Origin of the sequence: Hamadaea sp. NPDC051192 (assembly GCF_040682475.1) — a bacterium.
GTDB lineage: Bacteria > Actinomycetota > Actinomycetes > Mycobacteriales > Micromonosporaceae > Hamadaea > Hamadaea flava.
The window spans coordinates 35,292-52,230 of the sequence record NZ_JBFBAZ010000031.1; the positions used below are offsets into that span (position 1 = coordinate 35,292).

19 protein-coding genes and 1 pseudogene are annotated in these 16,939 nt (G+C 67.9%); 15 read left to right on the plus strand and 5 right to left on the minus strand.

What is annotated here, in order from left to right; all coding sequences use genetic code 11:
- Positions 1 to 44: 44 nt before the first annotated feature.
- From AB0M47_RS15970 to AB0M47_RS15980, 3 genes are all read right to left on the minus strand, one after another.
- On the minus strand, positions 45 to 875 hold the full coding sequence (locus AB0M47_RS15970) for a helix-turn-helix domain-containing protein (RefSeq protein WP_363413488.1): 831 nt from the start codon (positions 873 to 875) through the stop codon (positions 45 to 47).
- An 88-nt stretch (positions 876 to 963) separates the two neighbouring features.
- The gene (locus AB0M47_RS15975; RefSeq protein ID WP_363413491.1) at positions 964 to 1,515 is read right to left on the minus strand and encodes a GNAT family protein; all 552 of its coding nucleotides are present in this window, start codon (positions 1,513 to 1,515) and stop codon (positions 964 to 966) included.
- Between the two features lie 20 nt (positions 1,516 to 1,535).
- Positions 1,536 to 2,903 (minus strand): hypothetical protein, encoded by a 1,368-nt coding sequence (locus tag AB0M47_RS15980; RefSeq protein ID WP_363413494.1) that lies wholly within the window; start codon positions 2,901 to 2,903, stop codon positions 1,536 to 1,538.
- 299 nt (positions 2,904 to 3,202) lie between these two features.
- On the opposite strand from AB0M47_RS15980, the gene AB0M47_RS15985 reads away from it, so the two are divergent.
- From AB0M47_RS15985 to ltrA, 13 genes and pseudogenes are all read left to right on the plus strand, one after another.
- Complete coding sequence (locus AB0M47_RS15985; protein WP_363413496.1) at positions 3,203 to 3,412, plus strand: hypothetical protein; 210 nt, start codon at positions 3,203 to 3,205, stop codon at positions 3,410 to 3,412.
- A gap of 196 nt (positions 3,413 to 3,608) precedes the next feature.
- Positions 3,609 to 3,941, plus strand: a complete 333-nt coding sequence (locus AB0M47_RS15990; RefSeq protein ID WP_363413499.1) for a hypothetical protein — start codon at positions 3,609 to 3,611, stop codon at positions 3,939 to 3,941.
- Positions 3,938 to 4,192, plus strand: coding sequence for a hypothetical protein (locus AB0M47_RS15995; protein WP_363413502.1), 255 nt, complete (start codon positions 3,938 to 3,940; stop codon positions 4,190 to 4,192). Before AB0M47_RS15990 ends, AB0M47_RS15995 begins: the two co-directional genes overlap by 4 nt.
- Before the next feature lie 112 nt (positions 4,193 to 4,304).
- A complete protein-coding gene (locus tag AB0M47_RS16000) occupies positions 4,305 to 5,048 on the plus strand; it encodes an AAA family ATPase (RefSeq protein ID WP_363413505.1) in 744 nt (247 codons plus the stop codon).
- Positions 5,045 to 6,217 carry a radical SAM protein gene (locus tag AB0M47_RS16005; protein WP_363413508.1) on the plus strand — a complete coding sequence of 391 codons (1,173 nt, stop codon included), beginning with the start codon at positions 5,045 to 5,047 and terminating at the stop codon, positions 6,215 to 6,217. The genes AB0M47_RS16000 and AB0M47_RS16005 overlap by 4 nt, the downstream gene beginning before the upstream one ends.
- 69 nt (positions 6,218 to 6,286) lie before the next feature.
- Positions 6,287 to 6,721: an NUDIX domain-containing protein gene (locus AB0M47_RS16010; protein WP_363413511.1), complete on the plus strand. Its 435-nt coding sequence runs from the start codon at positions 6,287 to 6,289 to the stop codon at positions 6,719 to 6,721.
- Positions 6,721 to 7,632, plus strand: coding sequence for a carbohydrate kinase family protein (locus tag AB0M47_RS16015; protein WP_363413514.1), 912 nt, complete (start codon positions 6,721 to 6,723; stop codon positions 7,630 to 7,632). The genes AB0M47_RS16010 and AB0M47_RS16015 overlap by 1 nt, the downstream gene beginning before the upstream one ends.
- The gene (locus AB0M47_RS16020) at positions 7,629 to 8,297 is read left to right on the plus strand and encodes a hypothetical protein (protein WP_363413517.1); all 669 of its coding nucleotides are present in this window, start codon (positions 7,629 to 7,631) and stop codon (positions 8,295 to 8,297) included. The genes AB0M47_RS16015 and AB0M47_RS16020 overlap by 4 nt, the downstream gene beginning before the upstream one ends.
- A gap of 205 nt (positions 8,298 to 8,502) precedes the next feature.
- Positions 8,503 to 8,952, plus strand: coding sequence for a helix-turn-helix transcriptional regulator (locus tag AB0M47_RS16025; protein WP_363413520.1), 450 nt, complete (start codon positions 8,503 to 8,505; stop codon positions 8,950 to 8,952).
- Between the two features lie 77 nt (positions 8,953 to 9,029).
- Positions 9,030 to 9,230: pseudogene (locus AB0M47_RS16030) on the plus strand (hypothetical protein); the annotation flags it as partial.
- Positions 9,231 to 9,393: 163 nt separating this feature from the next.
- Positions 9,394 to 10,086, plus strand: a complete 693-nt coding sequence (locus tag AB0M47_RS16035) for a hypothetical protein (protein ID WP_363413523.1) — start codon at positions 9,394 to 9,396, stop codon at positions 10,084 to 10,086.
- A gap of 7 nt (positions 10,087 to 10,093) precedes the next feature.
- On the plus strand, positions 10,094 to 10,639 hold the full coding sequence (locus AB0M47_RS16040; RefSeq protein WP_363413526.1) for a helix-turn-helix domain-containing protein: 546 nt from the start codon (positions 10,094 to 10,096) through the stop codon (positions 10,637 to 10,639).
- Positions 10,640 to 11,278: 639 nt separating this feature from the next.
- Complete coding sequence (gene ltrA / locus AB0M47_RS16045; protein ID WP_363413529.1) at positions 11,279 to 13,054, plus strand: group II intron reverse transcriptase/maturase; 1,776 nt, start codon at positions 11,279 to 11,281, stop codon at positions 13,052 to 13,054.
- A gap of 64 nt (positions 13,055 to 13,118) precedes the next feature.
- Here the strand turns inward: ltrA and AB0M47_RS16050 are convergent, their stop codons facing one another.
- Entirely contained in the window at positions 13,119 to 13,358 is a 240-nt protein-coding gene (locus tag AB0M47_RS16050) for a hypothetical protein (protein WP_363413532.1), read from the minus strand.
- A gap of 29 nt (positions 13,359 to 13,387) precedes the next feature.
- Here AB0M47_RS16050 and AB0M47_RS16055 point away from each other — a divergent pair, with 29 nt between their 5' ends.
- Together AB0M47_RS16055 and AB0M47_RS16060 are read left to right on the plus strand one after the other, a co-directional pair.
- A complete protein-coding gene (locus AB0M47_RS16055; protein WP_363413535.1) occupies positions 13,388 to 13,795 on the plus strand; it encodes a hypothetical protein in 408 nt (135 codons plus the stop codon).
- Between the two features lie 1,060 nt (positions 13,796 to 14,855).
- Positions 14,856 to 15,521, plus strand: a complete 666-nt coding sequence (locus AB0M47_RS16060; protein WP_363413538.1) for a hypothetical protein — start codon at positions 14,856 to 14,858, stop codon at positions 15,519 to 15,521.
- A gap of 16 nt (positions 15,522 to 15,537) precedes the next feature.
- On the opposite strand, the gene AB0M47_RS16065 is transcribed toward AB0M47_RS16060, so the two are convergent.
- On the minus strand, positions 15,538 to 16,503 hold the full coding sequence (locus tag AB0M47_RS16065) for a hypothetical protein (protein WP_363413541.1): 966 nt from the start codon (positions 16,501 to 16,503) through the stop codon (positions 15,538 to 15,540).
- Between the last annotated feature and the right edge of the window lie 436 nt (positions 16,504 to 16,939).

The following is a 16,939-nucleotide window of genomic DNA, read 5'->3' on the forward strand; positions in this document are numbered from 1 at the left end:
GTTGGCGTCGGCTCCGAGTCGTTTAGCCGAGTCCCCGGCCTCAGCTAGGTGAGTCCGGGCGGTCTGGCGGTCATCGTCGCGAGCGGCCGACAGCGCGCACATGAGGTGCAGCGTTCCGTAGACCGACAGCAGTTGCGGTGTGGGCTCGCCGAGGAACTGTGCAGGTACACAGCGGCGGCGGTGCCGACTTCGCGGGCCTGGCGGTACTCGCCGTTGGAGGTCAGGGCGTGGGCGGCGGCGCGGCTGAGGGAGCCGATGGCGACGTGGTCTCCGCTGGCGTTCGCTGCGGCAAGTCCGCGGCTGGCGGCGATCCAGGCGAGGTCGGTCTCGCCTAGTTTGGTCAGAAAGAGGGTCGCCACGTGGTGCACGTACGCGGTGAGCTCACTGGCGCGTCGGCCGTCATCGCCGTCGAGGGCACGCTCGGCGGTCAGGCACTCGCCGATGAGCAGTGGCAGCTTTCGGGCGAGGTCGCCGTAGCGGGAACGCTGGTAGCTGGTCCACAGGTCGGCGTTGGCTCGTTCGAGGCGGTCCAGCGAGGGCGGGTCGTCTCCGCCGGTACGGGCGAGTGCGGGGCTGAGGTGGCGGTAGTCGCGCAGGGCGGCGCGAAGTGCGGGGATGGTCTCATGCCCGGACTCGTCGGACCAGTCGAACAGGCCGGGCTCTCCGATGATGTCGCCGAGCGACACGTCCAGGGCCGTTGCGAGGCTGCGCAGTACCGAGAGCCGGTCGAGGTCGGCGCGGTTGTTCTCGACCTTGCGCAGCCATTCGACGGTGCGTCCGACGAGTCCGGCCAGCACCTCTTGCGACAGACCGCGTCGGCGACGGTAGAACGCCACCCGCTGGCCGATGGTCATGTCGTCGGTCATGCCCCGCATGCGATCACCATGCCCGATCCGGTCGGCGGTACCCGGTAAGAATTTTCCCGGTCCGGCCCGTGGGCTGGCAATCGGCAGGCTGCGATTGTCACCCGCGTGACGCGTTGGGCCATTCCGTGTCGAGGATCGAATACAGGATGGAGTCGCGCCACGCGCCGTTGGTGTGGACGTGGTCGCGCATGCGCCCTTCGCGGCTGAAGCCGAGCTTGTCGAGTACCGCCTGTGATCCGAGGTTGTCGGGGCCGCATGCCGCCTGGACGCGGTGCAGTTCGAGTGGCCCGAATGCGAAGTCGAGCATCAGGGATGCGGCTTCGGTCGTCAGACCGCTGCGCCAGCGGTCCTTGCGCAGCGCGTAGCCGAGTTCGCCCGCGCGGTGGGCGAGCAGTCCGATGCGCGCGAAGCCGATCAATTGCCCGGAGGGTTTCTCGGTGATGGCCAGGTAGTAGTCCGGGCGGGGATCGGTCTTCGCCCGTTCGACGTCGGCGGTCAGCAGCGCGCCTTGCTGGTCGCGGTCGCGGGTGTTGAAGCTCAGATGCCAGGTGACCTCGGGGTCGCCGACGACCTGCATGCACGCGTCGAGGTCGCCGATCTCGAACTCGCGAAGGTGGACACGGGGGCCGTCGAGGTTCACCGGGTACATGCCGCAACCATAGTGCGGCGTTAGGCGGTGATCGCAGCGGCGGGGACGCGGCTGAACGCCTCAATCTGCTCGCGCATGCTGCGGGCCAGCGGCGACGCGGCGTACTGGCGGTGGCTCAGCGCCGAGTGCACGCGGGCGGCACTGGGGATGACGCCGCCGATGCGGCGGGCCGGGTCAAGGTTCAGCACCTCGGCAATGGCTTCCTGCGCGCCGTCGAGTTCGTTGCGGTGGACCCGTGCGAGGGCCAGTTCGGCGCGGGCGCCGGCCTCGTCGCTAAACGAGCGGTACTGAGGCACGCCATTCTCGAACAGGTCCAGTGCGGAGAGCGCTTCGGACTCGGCCGCTGTGTCCGCGTCGTCGTCGGCGAGGAACACGTACGCGCCAGCCGCATAGTAGTGCTGTTTGGCCTGCGGGAACGTGAACAAGCCGCCGACCTGGTCCAAGTCGTCCAACGAGACGCGCTCGCGAAGGTCGGTGGCGCGGCGAACGGCATCACGGGCGGCATCGGCACGGCCGAGCTGGGCCAGGGCACGGCCTTCCAGCGACGGCAGCCATGCGGCGACGGTTCCGGCGTGGCCCTCCGACAGCGCCGCGCCACGTTGGGCATAATGCACGGCCTCCTCGTGGCGACCAGCCCAGAACGCGATCAGGCTTTGCAGGCCGCGCGCCCACGCGCGAAGCGGAAGGTGATCGGCGTTGTCGGCGCAGACGAACATCGTGCGCGCCTGCGTCATCGCCTCCCGCGACCGGCCGAGGTCATGGCTGGCCTTGGCCAGCATGCCCGACACGACGCTCGCCACGACGTACAGGTCCCGGCTCTGCGTCGGCCGCTGCTTGCCCTCCAGGAGGGTGAACACGACCTCTTGCAGCCCGACCAGTGGACCCATGATCTCGGTGAGCGGTTCGCGGATGTAGGCGTTGGCGAGGTCAACCATCTCGTCGCGGATCTCGTCGAGAGCTTCGGGTCCGATGTTGGTGGACTCAGCGAAGGTGGTGAACCGCGCAGCGCGGCGAGTGGACATTGCCATCTGCCTTTCCAGGGGTTGGCCCGAGTCCAGCCGTTCTGCCCGCTGGTCGAGTGGGTGGTGGGACAGCAGCTCGCTTGGCGTCACGGGGAAGGTGCCGTCCGCAGGCGAGATCAGCTCCTCGGGCCGGGCAGGGGCGAGGAGTTCGCTCATCGGGAAGCCCCAATACAGCCGTGCGACTCGCCGCTGCGCCGGGCGGGGCAGCCGGATGTCACCCGACATCCACCGACGCAAGGTGCGCTCAGTGATCTCGGCGTCCTCGCCGTGCTCGCGAGCACAACTACGGAAGCCTTCCACGATCTCGGCGTATGTGTTCTCGCTCTTGGCGATCAGCACCGCGAGCAGCGTGGGGGGCTCGTCCATAGCGCCTGCACATCCTGTCTGGGGCGGGGTTCCCAAATGTCACGGTAGGGCGTTTGCGAACCGTCCAACAAGCGGTGATCACAAATGTCCGGCGAATGACCAGGCAACGCCGGTGAATGTCCGGTCACTGGACTTCTACCGTCCGTAACGATCGAGCCACGCTGATGCAGCCCGGCGGACCCGGTACGGAATTTCCCGGTCCATCGACAGCCGGGCGCCTACGTTCAGTTTCCCCAGCTTCACGGGCCGCTGTCAGCGCCGTCAGCGGACGAGCCGTCACGGGTGAGGAGGTCGATGACATGACACCCACAGCGTCCGATGTCTCCAACGCCGAGCACGTGATCCGCACACACTGCCCGATCGAATGGCCCGAAGCGCGCCGCTGCAACAACTGTCACGGCCGGTTCCCGTGCAAGACGCACGAGTGGGCCTGGGCGGTCCTCACCGCCGCCGGACGCTCGGAGAACGAGATCCTCGCCCTCGACGTGAGGACCGGGCCATGGTCGTAATCGTGGTCAAGGCCGCCGACGTGCGCGAGGCCGACGAGGCCCGAACAACCCTCACGATCCATCGGGCGGAGTCCGAAACAGGCGGCCTGTGTCTGGGCTGCATGGGCTTCGCAGGCCGCGCGGCCTGGTGGCCGTGCCCGCAAGCGGCGTGGGCGCGTGGCGTCCTCACCGACGACACATCCGGGGGTGCGCAGTCATGAATACCATTGCGCCGCAGGCACTTCACGTGCAATCGGACGAGACGCGACGTACCTACGCCACGCTGCTCTCGCAGCCGCACCGCGTCTGGACCATATCGGATCTGGCGCGGCTACTGCCGGACGTCTCGGTCAACAGGCTACGCACGATGCTGCTGCTGTTGCTCGGTGAGCACCTGATGGAGATCGAGGTCTTCGCACGCCAACACTCGTTGGCGCTCAGGCTCAACCGGCAAGGCGAGCACACCTTGGCCGGCATTCTGCGCGGCACGGAGGACGGCGTGGTGCTCGCTCGTCCGCCAGCTATCCAGGGAGGACGGAATGCGTCATGACAACGGCTGTTCGTGGCGAAGTGTCGGCACAAGCGCTACGCGGACCGAACGCGGCGCTGGCAGTAATCGCCAACCATCTGGTCAGCGACGCCTCGGGCCGGTGCGCCGCCTGCCGCGAGTTCGAGCCCTGCCCTCAGCGCAATCTGGCCTACGCCGCCCTGCTCGGTACGGGCGTGCTGCCTCGGCGACAGCCGATGGCGCTGCTGGCCGATCGCGGCTCTTTCAACGGCTTCGGCCGTTCGGCGGTCTGACCAGCACGACACGACGACCCGATCCGTCGCCGAAAAGCCTCGGGTCGGGAGGCTGCCCGCGCGGAGCTGCGTACCGCGCGGGCAGCCGCACCCACGCCCGGACGGGATCGTCATGAGCACCAACGTCGCGATCGATCATGACGTACCGAGCCGCGACAGCAGCCCGGGCGGCCCCGTGCTCGTCGCCGTGATCGGTCCACCGGGGGCCGGAAAGTCCACCATCGTGCGCGGGCTCGCCCGCGCGAATGGCGCACCGGTGTTCCGGCTTCGCGAGACGATCCGCGCCCGCCCGGGGCTACTGGCCGGACTGGCTCCCAGCCCAGACCCACTGGGCTGGGTGAGCCTGGAGGCCGTGCGGCGAGTCCTGATCGCCGCATTCCTCGGCAGCGCGTACGCCGCCGATCCCGTGGTGCTGCTGGACAACTTCCCTGGCACCGCCGGGCAACTGAACCTGCTCGCAGAGATCGCCGGACAGGCCGGTCGGAGGCTGGCGCTGCTGGAACTGACCGCGACCGCTGCGACCGCCGTCGCACGCGTGGCCGAGCGTCGCGTGTGCCCGGCCTGCGGACCTGATCCGCACGCTCCAGCGGAACCGGCCACCGACGACCCAGAGCTGTGCTCGTCCTGCCGAGCCGCCTTGATACGCCGCACCAGCGACGTGCCACGCCTTCACGGACTGCGGATGGCCCGCTATCTGGCCAACCGGCCCGAGATCGCCGAATCGGCCGCCGACCACGCCATCGAGCATCGCACCGTCAGCGCCGACGACGACCTGACCGCCGTCCGAAGCAGCGTCAACGCCGTGCTCTCGCACCTGCTCACCACCGCCACCCAGCCCCGAGGGAGACAGCCGTGACCACCACCGCCCTACCGATGCCGACCCTGCGCCGCGACCGAGCAGCGGTCGCCGACGCGTACGGCAACGCCCGCCTGCCCGCCTCCGCCCACGACACCACGCCCGAGCGGGTCGACAAGATCCCCTACGGGCGGTTCCGCAACGTCTACCTGTACATCACCGAAGCATGTCAACTGCGCTGCGAGCACTGCTACATGGGCGAACGGCTGGAACGGGCGCTGAAGATGCCCTACGAGGCGGTGATGAACACGCTGACGACCTGGCGGCAGATGGGCGGCTCCAAGCTGACCATCCTCGGCGGCGAGCCGACCCTTCACCCGGACTACATCCCGATCATCCGCAACGCCAAGGCCCTCGGCTATGAGCACGTCATCACCACGAGCAACGGCCTGGGGCCGGCGGCGAAGAAGTTCGCCCAGATGGAACCGGAAGACTTCTCCTACGTGCAGATCAGCCTCGACGGAGGCAGCGCCGCCAGCCACGACCAGGTCCGCGGTAAGGGCACCTTCGACCAAGCACTCAAGACCGTCGCCACGTTGTGCGAGCGCGGCTTCGACACCCGCATCATCTGCACCGTCAACAAGGCCAACCTCGGCGACTGTCTGAACCTCCTCGACATCGCCGACGACCTCGGAGCGTCGCTGGTCAAGTTCCACGTGTTCTCCGTCATCGGCTCCGGGCACGGCGCGGCCGAGTGGGGCATCAGCCCGGCCGAGTGGATCGACTTCTACGAACACCTGGAGCAAGTCGGCTCGGACCACAAGACGAGGATCTGGTACCAGCCGACCTACGCCCGCCGCGAGCGGATGGCCGGATACGCCGCCGATGGCTACCGGGGCTGCATCGGCCGCACCCTGGACCGGATCTCGATCTTCCCGGACGGCCGCGCGTACGTGTGCAGCTTCCTGTTCGACACCGACCTGCACTTCGCGAACATGATCGACGGACAGGTTGTGCTCAACAAGGAGGCCAACGAGTTCGACCTGTTCACGAAGGTGCTGCGGTCGGCGTCGTGCGGCTCGTGCAAGATCTCCGGCTCGTGCATGGGCGGCTGCCCCGCCGAGGAACTGGTCATGGGCTCCGCATCCTGCGCCGCCGAGCCGGACATCGTGCCGGTCTGCCGCCTGTGGAAAGCCGACGTGCCCACCGGCCTCCCAGCCATTTCATGATCGACCGCCGAGAATGTTGGGCGGCCAGGGCGTACGCCCACCCACGATGATCACCAACGAGGAGCTGTGATGGCCCGCTACACCTCATTCGTCGACCTGCACCTGATCCTGCGCGACGAGCAGGGCCGGGTGTTGTTCGGAAAGCGCCAGAACACCGGATGGGCCGATGGACAGCTCGGCTTGCCGTCCGGCCACCTCGAAGACGGCGAATCCGCGACCGCCGGTACCGCCCGCGAAGCCGAGGAAGAGATCGGCGTGCTGGTCAAGACCGGCAACCTCCGACTGGCCCACCTGATGCACCACCGCACCACGGCGGGCCGGGTGGCCCTGTTCTTCGAGGCCACCGACTGGTCCGGCGAGATCACCAACACCGAGCCTGACAAGTGCGCCGGATGGTCGTTCGTCGACCCCGCCGACCCGACCGCCGAGATCGTGCCCTACATCGCCACCGCGCTTCGGCACATCGCAGCCGGGCAGACCTACAGCGAAGGCGGCTGGTCATAGTGCTCACGCCAGCGACGGGAGGACCGGACCTGGCCTGCTTCGGCTACCTCGCCTACGCGCAAGTCAAGACCGTGGCCGCCTACCCCGCCGCCAACACCGGCGCGCAGGTGGACCAGGTCTTCCCGTCGCTGGCCGGAGACGCCCCGATCGCCGCGCTCACCGCGCGGCGGCTCGGGTCCACCGCCCACCTGGTCAGCAACCGCGTCAGCCTCGACCCCGCCGGACAAGCCGTCCTCGACACGCTCGACACGGCGGGCGTCACCCACCATGCCATCCCCAGCACGACCCCGGGGCTCGGCACCCCACAGCTGACCATCGTCACCGACCACGCCGGAACCCGAACCTGGTTCGCATGGCTCGGCAACGCCGTCGAACAACTCGCCGCCGTCGACCTGACCCCACTGACCACCGCCCGCCTCGTCTACATCGACTGCTACCGAGTCCTCGACGACCCGGCCGCCACCGCGATCACCGCCAGCCGAGCCCCGCTGCTGCTCAACCTCGGCGGCGACCCGCTGTCGGACGCCATCGCCGAGGCCGCCTCCCGCCGCCCCATCGCCTTCGTACAGACCAACCTCGACGAACGCGACGCCGGCCACGCCCAAGCGCTCGCCTCCGAGCTGTACGCGCGCTTGCAGCCCGAAACCGTCGTAGTCACGCTCGGCAGCCTCGGCGCGCTCGGCTACACCGCCGCCGCAGCGTTTTGGATAGAGGCGCCCACGGCCGAGATCCGTCACACCCACGGCGCAGGCGCGGCCTTCTCCGGCGGCCTCGCCCACGCGTACCTCACCGGTGCGACGGTCCAACAAGCCGTCCGCGCCGCCTGCCACGCCGGAACCGCCCACTGCGCCGCCATCTCCTTGCCCCATCAGCGAACCACCGCCGAACTCACCGAGGAGGCACTGTCATGACCACCCTGGCCCCGCCCGATCTGTTCACTCCGCTGACCGACCTGGACTGGACCGACCTGACCGCCGTCACGGCCGCGTCCACCGAAGTCCTCGACCAGCTTGCCGCCGACCGGCACCTGCTCGGCGAACTGACGCGCGCCGTAGCGGACAACCCCGACCTGTCAAGACTGTGCGAGCACTACGACATCCTCGACAAGATCATCCTGCACGACGACCCCACCGGATGGCGGCTGCGCCTGCATGTCTTCCTGGACGGCTACTTCGACCGACCGCACAACCACCGCTGGACCTACACCAGCCACATCTTGACCGGCTCCTACACCCACGTCCTGTACGGAACTGACCACGACTTCACCGACGAAATCGACGTGTCCGCCCTGACCGCCCGCCAGGTCCGCATCGAAGAGCCGGGCGATGCATATACCCTGCATCACAGCATGATCCACTCCGTGACCGCCCACACCGAGACCGTCACCCTCATCGTGCGTGGCCCCGCCGTCAAGGACCGCTTCGTCGTCACCGACCGCGCCACGGGCAAAGCCTGGTACCAGTACGGAGCGGCCACCGAATCGCCGAAGGACGCCGCCGCCAAGCGCATGACGGACAACTACCTCCGTAGCCGCATCGCCGCCCTGACCGAGACAGGCGTCATCACCGGGCCGTAACGCACCCCACGGCTCGCCACGAACGCCGGGCAGCTCCCACGCACCGGGGCTGCCCGGCCCGCGCCCCCGGCGGGCGTTCACCAACCCGAATCTGCGTCAGACCACCGCACCGAGGACCTGGCCTTGGCGCGTGATGACGCACGCCCGCCGGGCTCAATCCGTTACCTCATAAGGATTTCCCTTCATGACTGCACATCCTCGGCAATTGGAGCCGAACCGTTCGGCGCAGCACTTCTTCGGCGCTGAGCTTCGCCACCGCCGCACCGAGGCCGGTCTTTCTCAAGCGGCGCTGGCCGGCGAGGTCTTCGTGGCCGCCAACATGGTGGCCAAGGTTGAGGCCGCGCTGCGGTTCCCGAGCCTCGATCTCGCGCAGCGCAGTGACACCGTTCTCAACGCGGGCGGAGCGCTCACGCGTCTGTACGCCTTCGCACTGGCCGAACGCGATGAGCATCGCCGTTTGCGTCAGCAATCCGGCCTCGACGTCGGCGAGATCATGCAGGTTCTTCGGCTGCTGGCCACGATCACTGCGGTCCGCGCGGTTCAACCGAGCATTCCCAGCCTCGACGTGCTGGACATGATCGACAGCGCGTTGTCGTCGGCCGGTGTCACGCGTGCACAGACCGACTGCCTCGCGGTGTCGCGAGGGGGACGATGACTTTGCAGCGGAAGCCCAATACCCGGCTGCGGGCGGCACGGCTGGCGATGCAGTCGCCGTCAGGGTCCGGGCGACCGTTGTCGCGTCAGGAACTGGCGGAGTTGGTCAACGTCGAACTGGCCGCCCGAGGCATCCGCTATGCGGCACTGGACGCAGGTCACGTCGGAAAATACGAGCGGGGGGAACACCGCTGGCCGCAACGCGCGTACCGCGACGGCCTGCGAGCTGTCCTAGGCGCGGCCTCCGATGCCGAGCTGGGTTTCTACATCGTCCGTGGCGCTGACGCCACTCCGGCCCCTCCCGCCGACCGTGCGACGGATTCAGACACCGGCCAACGGCCGATAGTAGTGCCCACAATGGACGAACGGCGCGCATTGACCATCTGGCTGCGTCCGAGCACCAGCGCCGAGGAAGCGGGACATGTCGTCGCGGAGGCCGCCGATGCGTGAGCCGATCATGCCTCGGCCGTGTGCGGCCCTCGTGCGCTGGTGGCGCACGCGCGGGGTGCGGGTGTCGGGCGGGATCATCCTCAGCGACCGTCTGTGGAAGGGTTGGCTGGCCGCGTACGCCGCTGCCGACGCGCGCACGGTCGACCAGCCAGCTTTGCGGTGTCCCGGCTGCCGCAGTCTCGGGTTGCGGCTGGTCTACACCGGCGGGGACAACCTGATGGGGTTCGCGTCGATGTGGTGCCCAGGGTGCCGGACCGGGATCTGGACTTGCCGCTCGGGCATCCCCGCTGACGCGCCTCGGCTTTCGTGGGACATGCCCTCCGAACAGCGAGATCAGATCATCGACGACTTTCAGGCGGTGCACTCACGCCACGACGAGCCGACGCTGCGCCGCTGGACCAACCATGGGGCCGCCATCCTGGGGCTTGGTCTGGCTGTGGTCGGCGTCCTCGGACTCGGCACGGCCCTGCTCGGCCCGCCTGAGGTCGCCCGGTTCCTGCTCACGAAGGCGATGCCCGCCATGTTCACCGCCTTCGGGATCGTCTCGGCGATCAGCCTCGCCCAACGCTGGCTCGACCGAGACGTCGACCCCGCGCACCCGCTCGGTCGCTTCGGCTGGCGGCGCAAGATCCCCGCCACCCGGATCGTGACCGGACCGGACGGCATCCGTCGAATCGTGGAGTGACAACATCGTGATCACCGAACAAGCCGCCGCCGCAGACCAGTACGCCGACTCGCCGGGGCCGGAAGGTCTGCTGTCTGCCGAGCCGCTGGCCACGCCGGACCAGAAAGCCCACGACAGCTTCACAACCTACCAGCGGGCGTGCGAGGCAATGGGGGCAAGCCTCACGGTGTATCGCATCGCGGCCAACCTTTCTCGCCCGCAACTGGCTGAGCGGATGCGAAAGAGCGTGTCCACGATCCGCCGCGCGGAGACCGGCCAGAGCCTTCTTACGGTCGACTTCTGGCGCACCGCCGATCACCTGCTGACGACCGGTGGCCGGTTGGCGGCGGCGTGGCCGCACGTCGCCGAACTCAAACGCATCGCCGACCTCAACCGCGCCGCGAGCGTCGCCGCCCACGAGATCGCCATCGGCTGCCTGAACCCCCGTGACTGCCTGTGCTTCGTCGCCGTCGCGCACTGGAGGCAACGTGAGGTCCGGGCGCTGCGGCTCGCACTGCGGATGGGGTTCTACGACTGGGTGCGACATGAAAGGTGCATGTATGCAGTGAGTTGACGGAGAAGGTCCAGCCCGCACCACTTCGATATCCAGTGTAGAGGCTGGTGCCGCAACTCGGGCAAGTGTTCAATGCCTGTGCCCGCCTTGGCGTGCCCCGTGAGCAATCGCGAGGTGCGAAGCCCGAGGTAGAAGCCCAAGGGTCCCCGTTCCACCCGGGAGCTACAGGCGAGGGCAAGACCGGACGGACGAACAACAGTGAACCCTCGTTGATGCCTCGTCAAGAATGATTCCCGCAGGTGGGATGCAGTAGCGGGTTGTAGAACTGGCCGCTGAGAAGCGGCAGGCGCTGATCGGAACCAATCGCCGGTCAGGAGAACACCGCCGTTCCGGGGAAAAGAGGGCGTCCAACCCGGTCGCTTCTGCGACATGCGCAACATGGAAACCCCGATGGAGTCCGATCACGACAGTGATCGGTAAGCCGACCGTGAGGGAGGCTCAAACCTCCAGCGGGAACAGGATGCTCCGAGAAGCTAACGCCGGCACGCCGAAAGGCAGCAGGAAACCCGCCTCGAACTCCCGGTTCCTTCGCCGGGGAGGCGGCATAACTGGCCGGATAGGGCGCGACGCCCAACCTGAAAGGGTGCTGACGCGGAGCAGGTGAGCCTGTGACGAAACGCTATCGAAGAGCTGGAACGGATGGACAAGTTGGACGCCGAGCCCTCTGTGGTGGAGGTGAACGGACCTGATGACATCGACCTGGATTGGACTGCCGTCTCGTGGCGGCACGCCGAGGCCGATGTACAGCGATTACGGCAGCGGATCTTCACGGCATCGAAGGCAGGGGACCTGAAGAAGGTCCGTAATCTGCAAAAGTTGATGCTGCGCAGCCGGTCTAACGCTCTGGTGAGCGTGCGCCGGGTGACGGAGCTCAACGCGGGTCGCAAGACCCCGGGCGTGGACGGCAAGGTCGTGGTGCTTCCCGGTGTGAAGGCCGACATGGCCAACTGGGTGCAACGTGGCTGTACGTCGTGGCGCGCCCGGCCAGTCAAACGGGTGTATATCCCCAAGAGCAACGGCAAGAAGCGCCCACTCGGCATCCCGGTGATCGCCGACCGAGCGCTTCAGGCAGCGGCGGTCAACGCGCTGGAACCGGAATGGGAGGCACGGTTCGAGCCGAAGTCGTACGGCTTCCGGCCCGGACGTGGCTGCCATGACGCGATCGAGGCCGTCTTCGCAGTCGCCAGAGGCAAGAACGCTCAGAAGCTGTGGGTCCTCGACGCGGACCTGACCGCCGCGTTCGATCGCATCAACCATGAGCACCTGCTTGCGAGCATTGGTGGCTTCCCCGCACGGGGGATAGTCGCTCAATGGCTGCGGGCAGGCGTCATGGACGAGGGCCGGTACGCCCCAACCGTTGAGGGTTCGCCTCAAGGGGGCGTCATCAGCCCGCTGCTGCTTAACGTTGCTCTGCATGGGATGGAAACCGCCGTCGGTGTCCGCTACCACCAAACCGGCCGCAACGCCGGAGCAGTGCGCGGCCCGAGTCCGGTCTTGATCAGGTATGCCGACGACCTGCTCGTGCTGTGCCGCAGCAAAGAGCAGGTCGAACAGGCTAAGCAACAGCTGGCCGCATGGCTGGAGCCCCGGGGGTTGTCGTTCAACGAGGACAAGACGCGCATCGTCCACCTCAATGACGGCTGCGATTTCCTCGGGTTCACCATCCGACGCCATCGCGGCAAGCTGCTGACCAAGCCGAGCAAGGCGGCGATGCGGCGAGCGCGGCAGCGGCTCACCGCCGAGATGCGCAACCTGCGGGGAGCGCAGACCGCAGCGGTGATCGCCAAGCTCAACCCCTTCATCCGAGGTTGGGCTGCCTACTACCGCACCGGGGTGTCCAAGGAAGCGTTCAGATCACTCGATCTGCACGTTTGGAAATTGGCATACAGCTGGGCACGGCACCGCCACCCGAAGAAGTCGAAGGGCTGGATCAAACAGCGGTACTTCGGCAAGTTCCACCCCACCAGGAACGATACGTGGGTATTCGGCGACCGGGATACCGGTCACTACGTCCTGCGCTTCGCCTGGACAAAGATCGTCCGGCACACCCTCGTTCGCGGAACGGCGTCCCCGGACGACCCGACGCTGAGCGAATACTGGGCCAAGCGGCAACGGCGACGTCGAGTCGACACCCACGTCCGGCTAGTCATGCTGCAAAAGCAGCGTGGCCGCTGCCCGATCTGTGGTGATCTTCTCCTCCTCGCCGCTAACGAGCCACAGCACCCGACCGAATGGGAGCTATGGCTACGCGCCGTCAGCCACGCCATGCGCAAGCAATGGCTCGGCACGGCCGCTCCGCCTGGCTCGCCTGACGATCACGCCGCACTGTTCCTCGTACACACCCGGTGTCAGACGCGATGGCGCGCCGACGGCACAGACTTGCAGCAGGCCGACGAGCCCTTGGGGCTTGCTTGAGCCGTGTGCGGTGAAAGTCGCACGCACGGTTCTGAGGGGGCTCCGGCATGGCAACATGCCGGAGCTACCCGACGCGTCGACTATGCAGACCGATGTGGAGGTTGTGCTTGGCTGGGAGAGCCCACGCGGCCCGCTGCCGCGCCTGGAGGAACAGCGCCAGCTCGACGAACTCCTCGAACGAGTCGCCCTTGGCGTGCGAGCCCGCTTCCGCCTGCTGATGGCCGGACCCGATCAGCCGCCACCACCCGCCACGAACTAACCCGGCCGAAGCCCGGTTCGCCTGCGCCGCAACGACTTCGACCACCTGCTACCAACGAGACGGAACCTCCGGACATGCTGATCGCACCAAGCCCCGCAGACCTGCACGCCCCGGCCGTAGAGGTGCCGTTGTCGTCACGGCTGGCGCGGCCTGCCAACGATCGGCTGCGATCGGCTCGGCGGGCGCGGCGCTCGCCTTCAGGCTCCGAGCGGGTCCTGTCACGTCAGGAGCTGGCCGACGCCTGCAACGAGATCCTTGACGCGATGTATGCCACGGCCGGTCACGCTCCTCGGTGGGCGGGGATGAACGCCAACTACATCGGCGCGCTGGAACGCGGCGAGGTCCGCTGGCCCAACGAGCACTACCGGGCGGCGCTGCGGGCGTTCTTCAACGCCACCAACGCCGACCTTGGCCTCTACATCGACCGGCCCGAAAGCCTCTCCTCGGCCGAGTCGTCGCCGGCCGGGCACGAGGCCGCTTGATGGCCCGCTGACCGCACTCGCCGCGCTTCCGGCTCTGGTTCACGGTCGTCGTCGTGGCGTGGATCGTGGCGGCCTTCGTGGTGCGGCTGTGGAGCTGGTGCCTGTACAACGGCTGCGCCTTCGGCCCGTACGCGCGCCGCTGACAGCTGAGACAGTGTGACCTGCCGCTGACTGTCGTGATCCGCATTCGAGATGAGGCTCTTGGTATCGTCCGAGGCTGACCGAGCCGGTCGGCCGTCAGTGCCTCATCCGGCCAGGCAGTTGCACCACAGGCACGGCTCGGCTAGCGTCGCTGATCAGTTGCCGGGCGACTTCCCCCGTGGTCGCCCGGTACCCAAGCCAGCAGACGAGCCCACGACTCAACAGTCGTGGGCTCGTTCACATATGCCAACCACGGTCCGCCCGGTTCGCCGCCGCTGCTCTCCGACTTCCGACCGGTCGCCGCGACAGGCGGGCGCGACGCCGCCTGTCGCGCAGTTGGCTGTACGCCGTCCCCCGTGGAGAGATGAAACCCGTAGGGAGTCGGGATAGGTTGATCTTGTTTCGCGGTCTCTGACAGGTCGCGTCCGGGCAGCTCACGCACCTGACACGCGGCCGGAAAGGGGCTCGTGCGGGTACTCGTCTCGCTGCTTCGCGAAGCGAGTACCCGGCTGAGGGTGAGCCGAGAGCCCGGACGCACAGCCGAAGGAGCTGACAGCCGCAACGGTCAGCGAGCCGCTGATGCAGCGGCGGGCCACGACGGCCCTATGTCGCCACCCCCGTGGAGAGAGATGAAACCCGTAGGGAGTCGGCCTGGGGTGATCTTGCTTGTCAGGTTCGTGGCGGTGGCGGATACGCAGGTAGAGCACCTGACAAGCCCACCGGAAGGGTTGCCGTTGGGGTTGCCGTTCGGTGACGCCCCCAGCGGAGCCCCCTGGTGTAAGGACGAACGGAGCCCCCGGCGGCGCGGCGAACTGGTGCTCGTGGGATCTGACCGGCGGTGTCTGGCGGGTGGTCGGTGGGCTGGGGAAGGGTGGTTGGGCTCGCCTGTCCAGCGACGGGGTGTCAAGCTGTGGGGGTGATGTCTGACGCCGACCGTGCGCCCGCCTGGACGATCGAGGCGGCGGTTGCGCGTATGCGGGCGGCGTCGGAGGCCCTGGCTGGTCCGGCGGGTGAGATCCCGGCGGGCCATGAGTATGTTGAGGGGCTGGGCTTCTTCCGGGTGTGGCGGCGCGGCCAGCGAGTCGGTGCCCCGCCTTCGGGGGTGAACGAGGACGCGCGGTTGCGGCGCAGGTTCGCCGAGCGGCTGGCCGACACCATGGCGTATCCGGGCGCGGATGTGGCGCGCTACGGGCACGGCGGTGACATAGTGGGCGCGTCGAGCCAGTATGTGCCGATTGCCGCGTCGCCGCTGGCTCAGCGGGTGATCGCGCAGGCGGAGGCGGTTACCGAGCAGGTCGCGACGATCCTCGGTGAGACGCGGGTGTATGCGACCGGGGCCGGTGTGGTGGTCCTGGTTCACGGCCCGGACTGGAGCTTGGTGTTCGCCATGGACGCGGTGGACACCACGATCCGGGTGTGCGGCGACGAGTGGGACGAGGTCGCTCTCGCCGTTGACGAGGACCCCGATCCGCAGGTGCAGTCTCGGCTGCTGGCGATGGTGTATGACGTGCTGTGGCAGTTGCAGCGGGTGTCGGTCGGAGGGGACCGGTTCGCCGGAGCCCCGTCCGGCTCCGGCGACCAGTGACCTGCGTTCGATGCGTCTAATCCCGTTGGGCCGCAATGTCTTCGGCGCGTTCGCGGGCCAGGATCGCGGTGACGAGTTTGACCGCACGATGCTGGCGCATGCGGGCGGCCGGGTGCGGTAGTCCGAGCGCGTCGGCGGCTTCGGCCAGGGTGAAGCCGACCAGGTGGGTCAAGGCGATCAGCGCGGCGTCGGCTTGGCTGATCTGGCGTCCGCGCTGTTCGCCTGCGGTCTGGGTGACCAGGCGGGCCAGGACCGAGTACGCGTCGGCGCGGCCGGGCTCGTGGCGCAGGCGGCTGCGAGTGTTGCCGTCGGGCATTGCTTCGTGGAGCAGCTCGAAGCCGTCGAGGTCGAGATTGTGGCGGTCGCGGTCGTGCCTGGCCCACCGCTTCTTGGTCACCGCGTAGACGCAGTGGTCGCGCAGCCGGGCGTAGATGAACGGTTTGGCGATGTCGAACGCGTACGCTTGCTGGCCGCTGTCGTCGGACTCGGTGCGATGCAGCTCGACGAGCATCTCGGCGGCCATCACGTGCTGCACGTCGCGTTTGACGGTCGGCTCGCGCTTGTAGGTGATCTTCTCGGCATGGTGGTGCAAGCCTTGGCGGGCAAGACCCAGCGCGTAGAGGTTCCACGGTCCGCGGTGCGCCCGCATGGCGTTGATGACGAAGGCCCACACCCGGTCGACCAGTTCCGCCGGGGCGGTCTTGGGGCCGATGACGGCCACGACGTTGGGCACGCTCAACCCGCCCTCGGCGCGTTCGGGCGCGGGATCGGGCAGCGGCGCGTTCGGGTCGAGGACGGCCGCCGGCACGGCGGGCCATTCGAGGCGGCGCGAGAGCCAGTCGATCTGCTCCATGGGGTAGAAGGGCCAGGTGTGCTCGTCGTCGGGCGCAGGGTCGGGCGAGCCGGTGTCGGTGTCCCGGCGGTCGTCGGCCCGGGTCGTGTCCGGGCCGAGGCGGGCGGCAAGCCCGTGGCGGATTGGCACGGCGTGTCCTTCCAGCGGCAACACGTGCGGGTTGTCGTGGACACGCCGGAGGCAGCGTAGGCGTCAACAGGTGGCCGGTCGGCGGTGACCGTGTTCTGCTCCGGCGTGCTGCGATTCCGCCGGGAACCCGAACAAGCGTACGAGGACTGATGTCGGGATGCACCCCGAATCTCGCCCCGTGAGCTGCCTTCTTCGCGCCCTCGTGCCTTCGGGTGATCACCGACAGCCGGTCGTCACCACCAGATGAAGACTAGATCGTCAGGCTATCGGTCGGCACGAAGCGAATTTCTCGAAGAACTTTTGTTGGTCTTGTGATTCCAGCCCAAGATCAATTCCTCTTTAACTATGAGAGCCTTTCTGGCTCGCACCGCCTGTGCCGTCTGGCCGGGCGGTTTTCCTCTTCGTCCACCGCGCGCAGCGTGCGCTTGGACGCCGT

Coding starts and splice junctions, on each gene's coding strand:
- AB0M47_RS15975 (WP_363413491.1), bottom strand. CDS start 1,515: ATGTACCCGGTGAACCTCGACGGCCCCCGTGTCCACCTTCGCGAGTTC.
- ltrA (WP_363413529.1), top strand. CDS start 11,279: ATGGACAAGTTGGACGCCGAGCCCTCTGTGGTGGAGGTGAACGGACCT.
- AB0M47_RS16035 (WP_363413523.1), top strand. CDS start 9,394: ATGCGTGAGCCGATCATGCCTCGGCCGTGTGCGGCCCTCGTGCGCTGG.
- AB0M47_RS16055 (WP_363413535.1), top strand. CDS start 13,388: ATGCTGATCGCACCAAGCCCCGCAGACCTGCACGCCCCGGCCGTAGAG.
- AB0M47_RS16000 (WP_363413505.1), top strand. CDS start 4,305: ATGAGCACCAACGTCGCGATCGATCATGACGTACCGAGCCGCGACAGC.
- AB0M47_RS15980 (WP_363413494.1), bottom strand. CDS start 2,903: ATGGACGAGCCCCCCACGCTGCTCGCGGTGCTGATCGCCAAGAGCGAG.
- AB0M47_RS16060 (WP_363413538.1), top strand. CDS start 14,856: ATGTCTGACGCCGACCGTGCGCCCGCCTGGACGATCGAGGCGGCGGTT.
- AB0M47_RS15995 (WP_363413502.1), top strand. CDS start 3,938: ATGACAACGGCTGTTCGTGGCGAAGTGTCGGCACAAGCGCTACGCGGA.
- AB0M47_RS15990 (WP_363413499.1), top strand. CDS start 3,609: ATGAATACCATTGCGCCGCAGGCACTTCACGTGCAATCGGACGAGACG.
- AB0M47_RS16010 (WP_363413511.1), top strand. CDS start 6,287: ATGGCCCGCTACACCTCATTCGTCGACCTGCACCTGATCCTGCGCGAC.
- AB0M47_RS15970 (WP_363413488.1), bottom strand. CDS start 875: ATGCGGGGCATGACCGACGACATGACCATCGGCCAGCGGGTGGCGTTC.
- AB0M47_RS16020 (WP_363413517.1), top strand. CDS start 7,629: ATGACCACCCTGGCCCCGCCCGATCTGTTCACTCCGCTGACCGACCTG.
- AB0M47_RS15985 (WP_363413496.1), top strand. CDS start 3,203: ATGACACCCACAGCGTCCGATGTCTCCAACGCCGAGCACGTGATCCGC.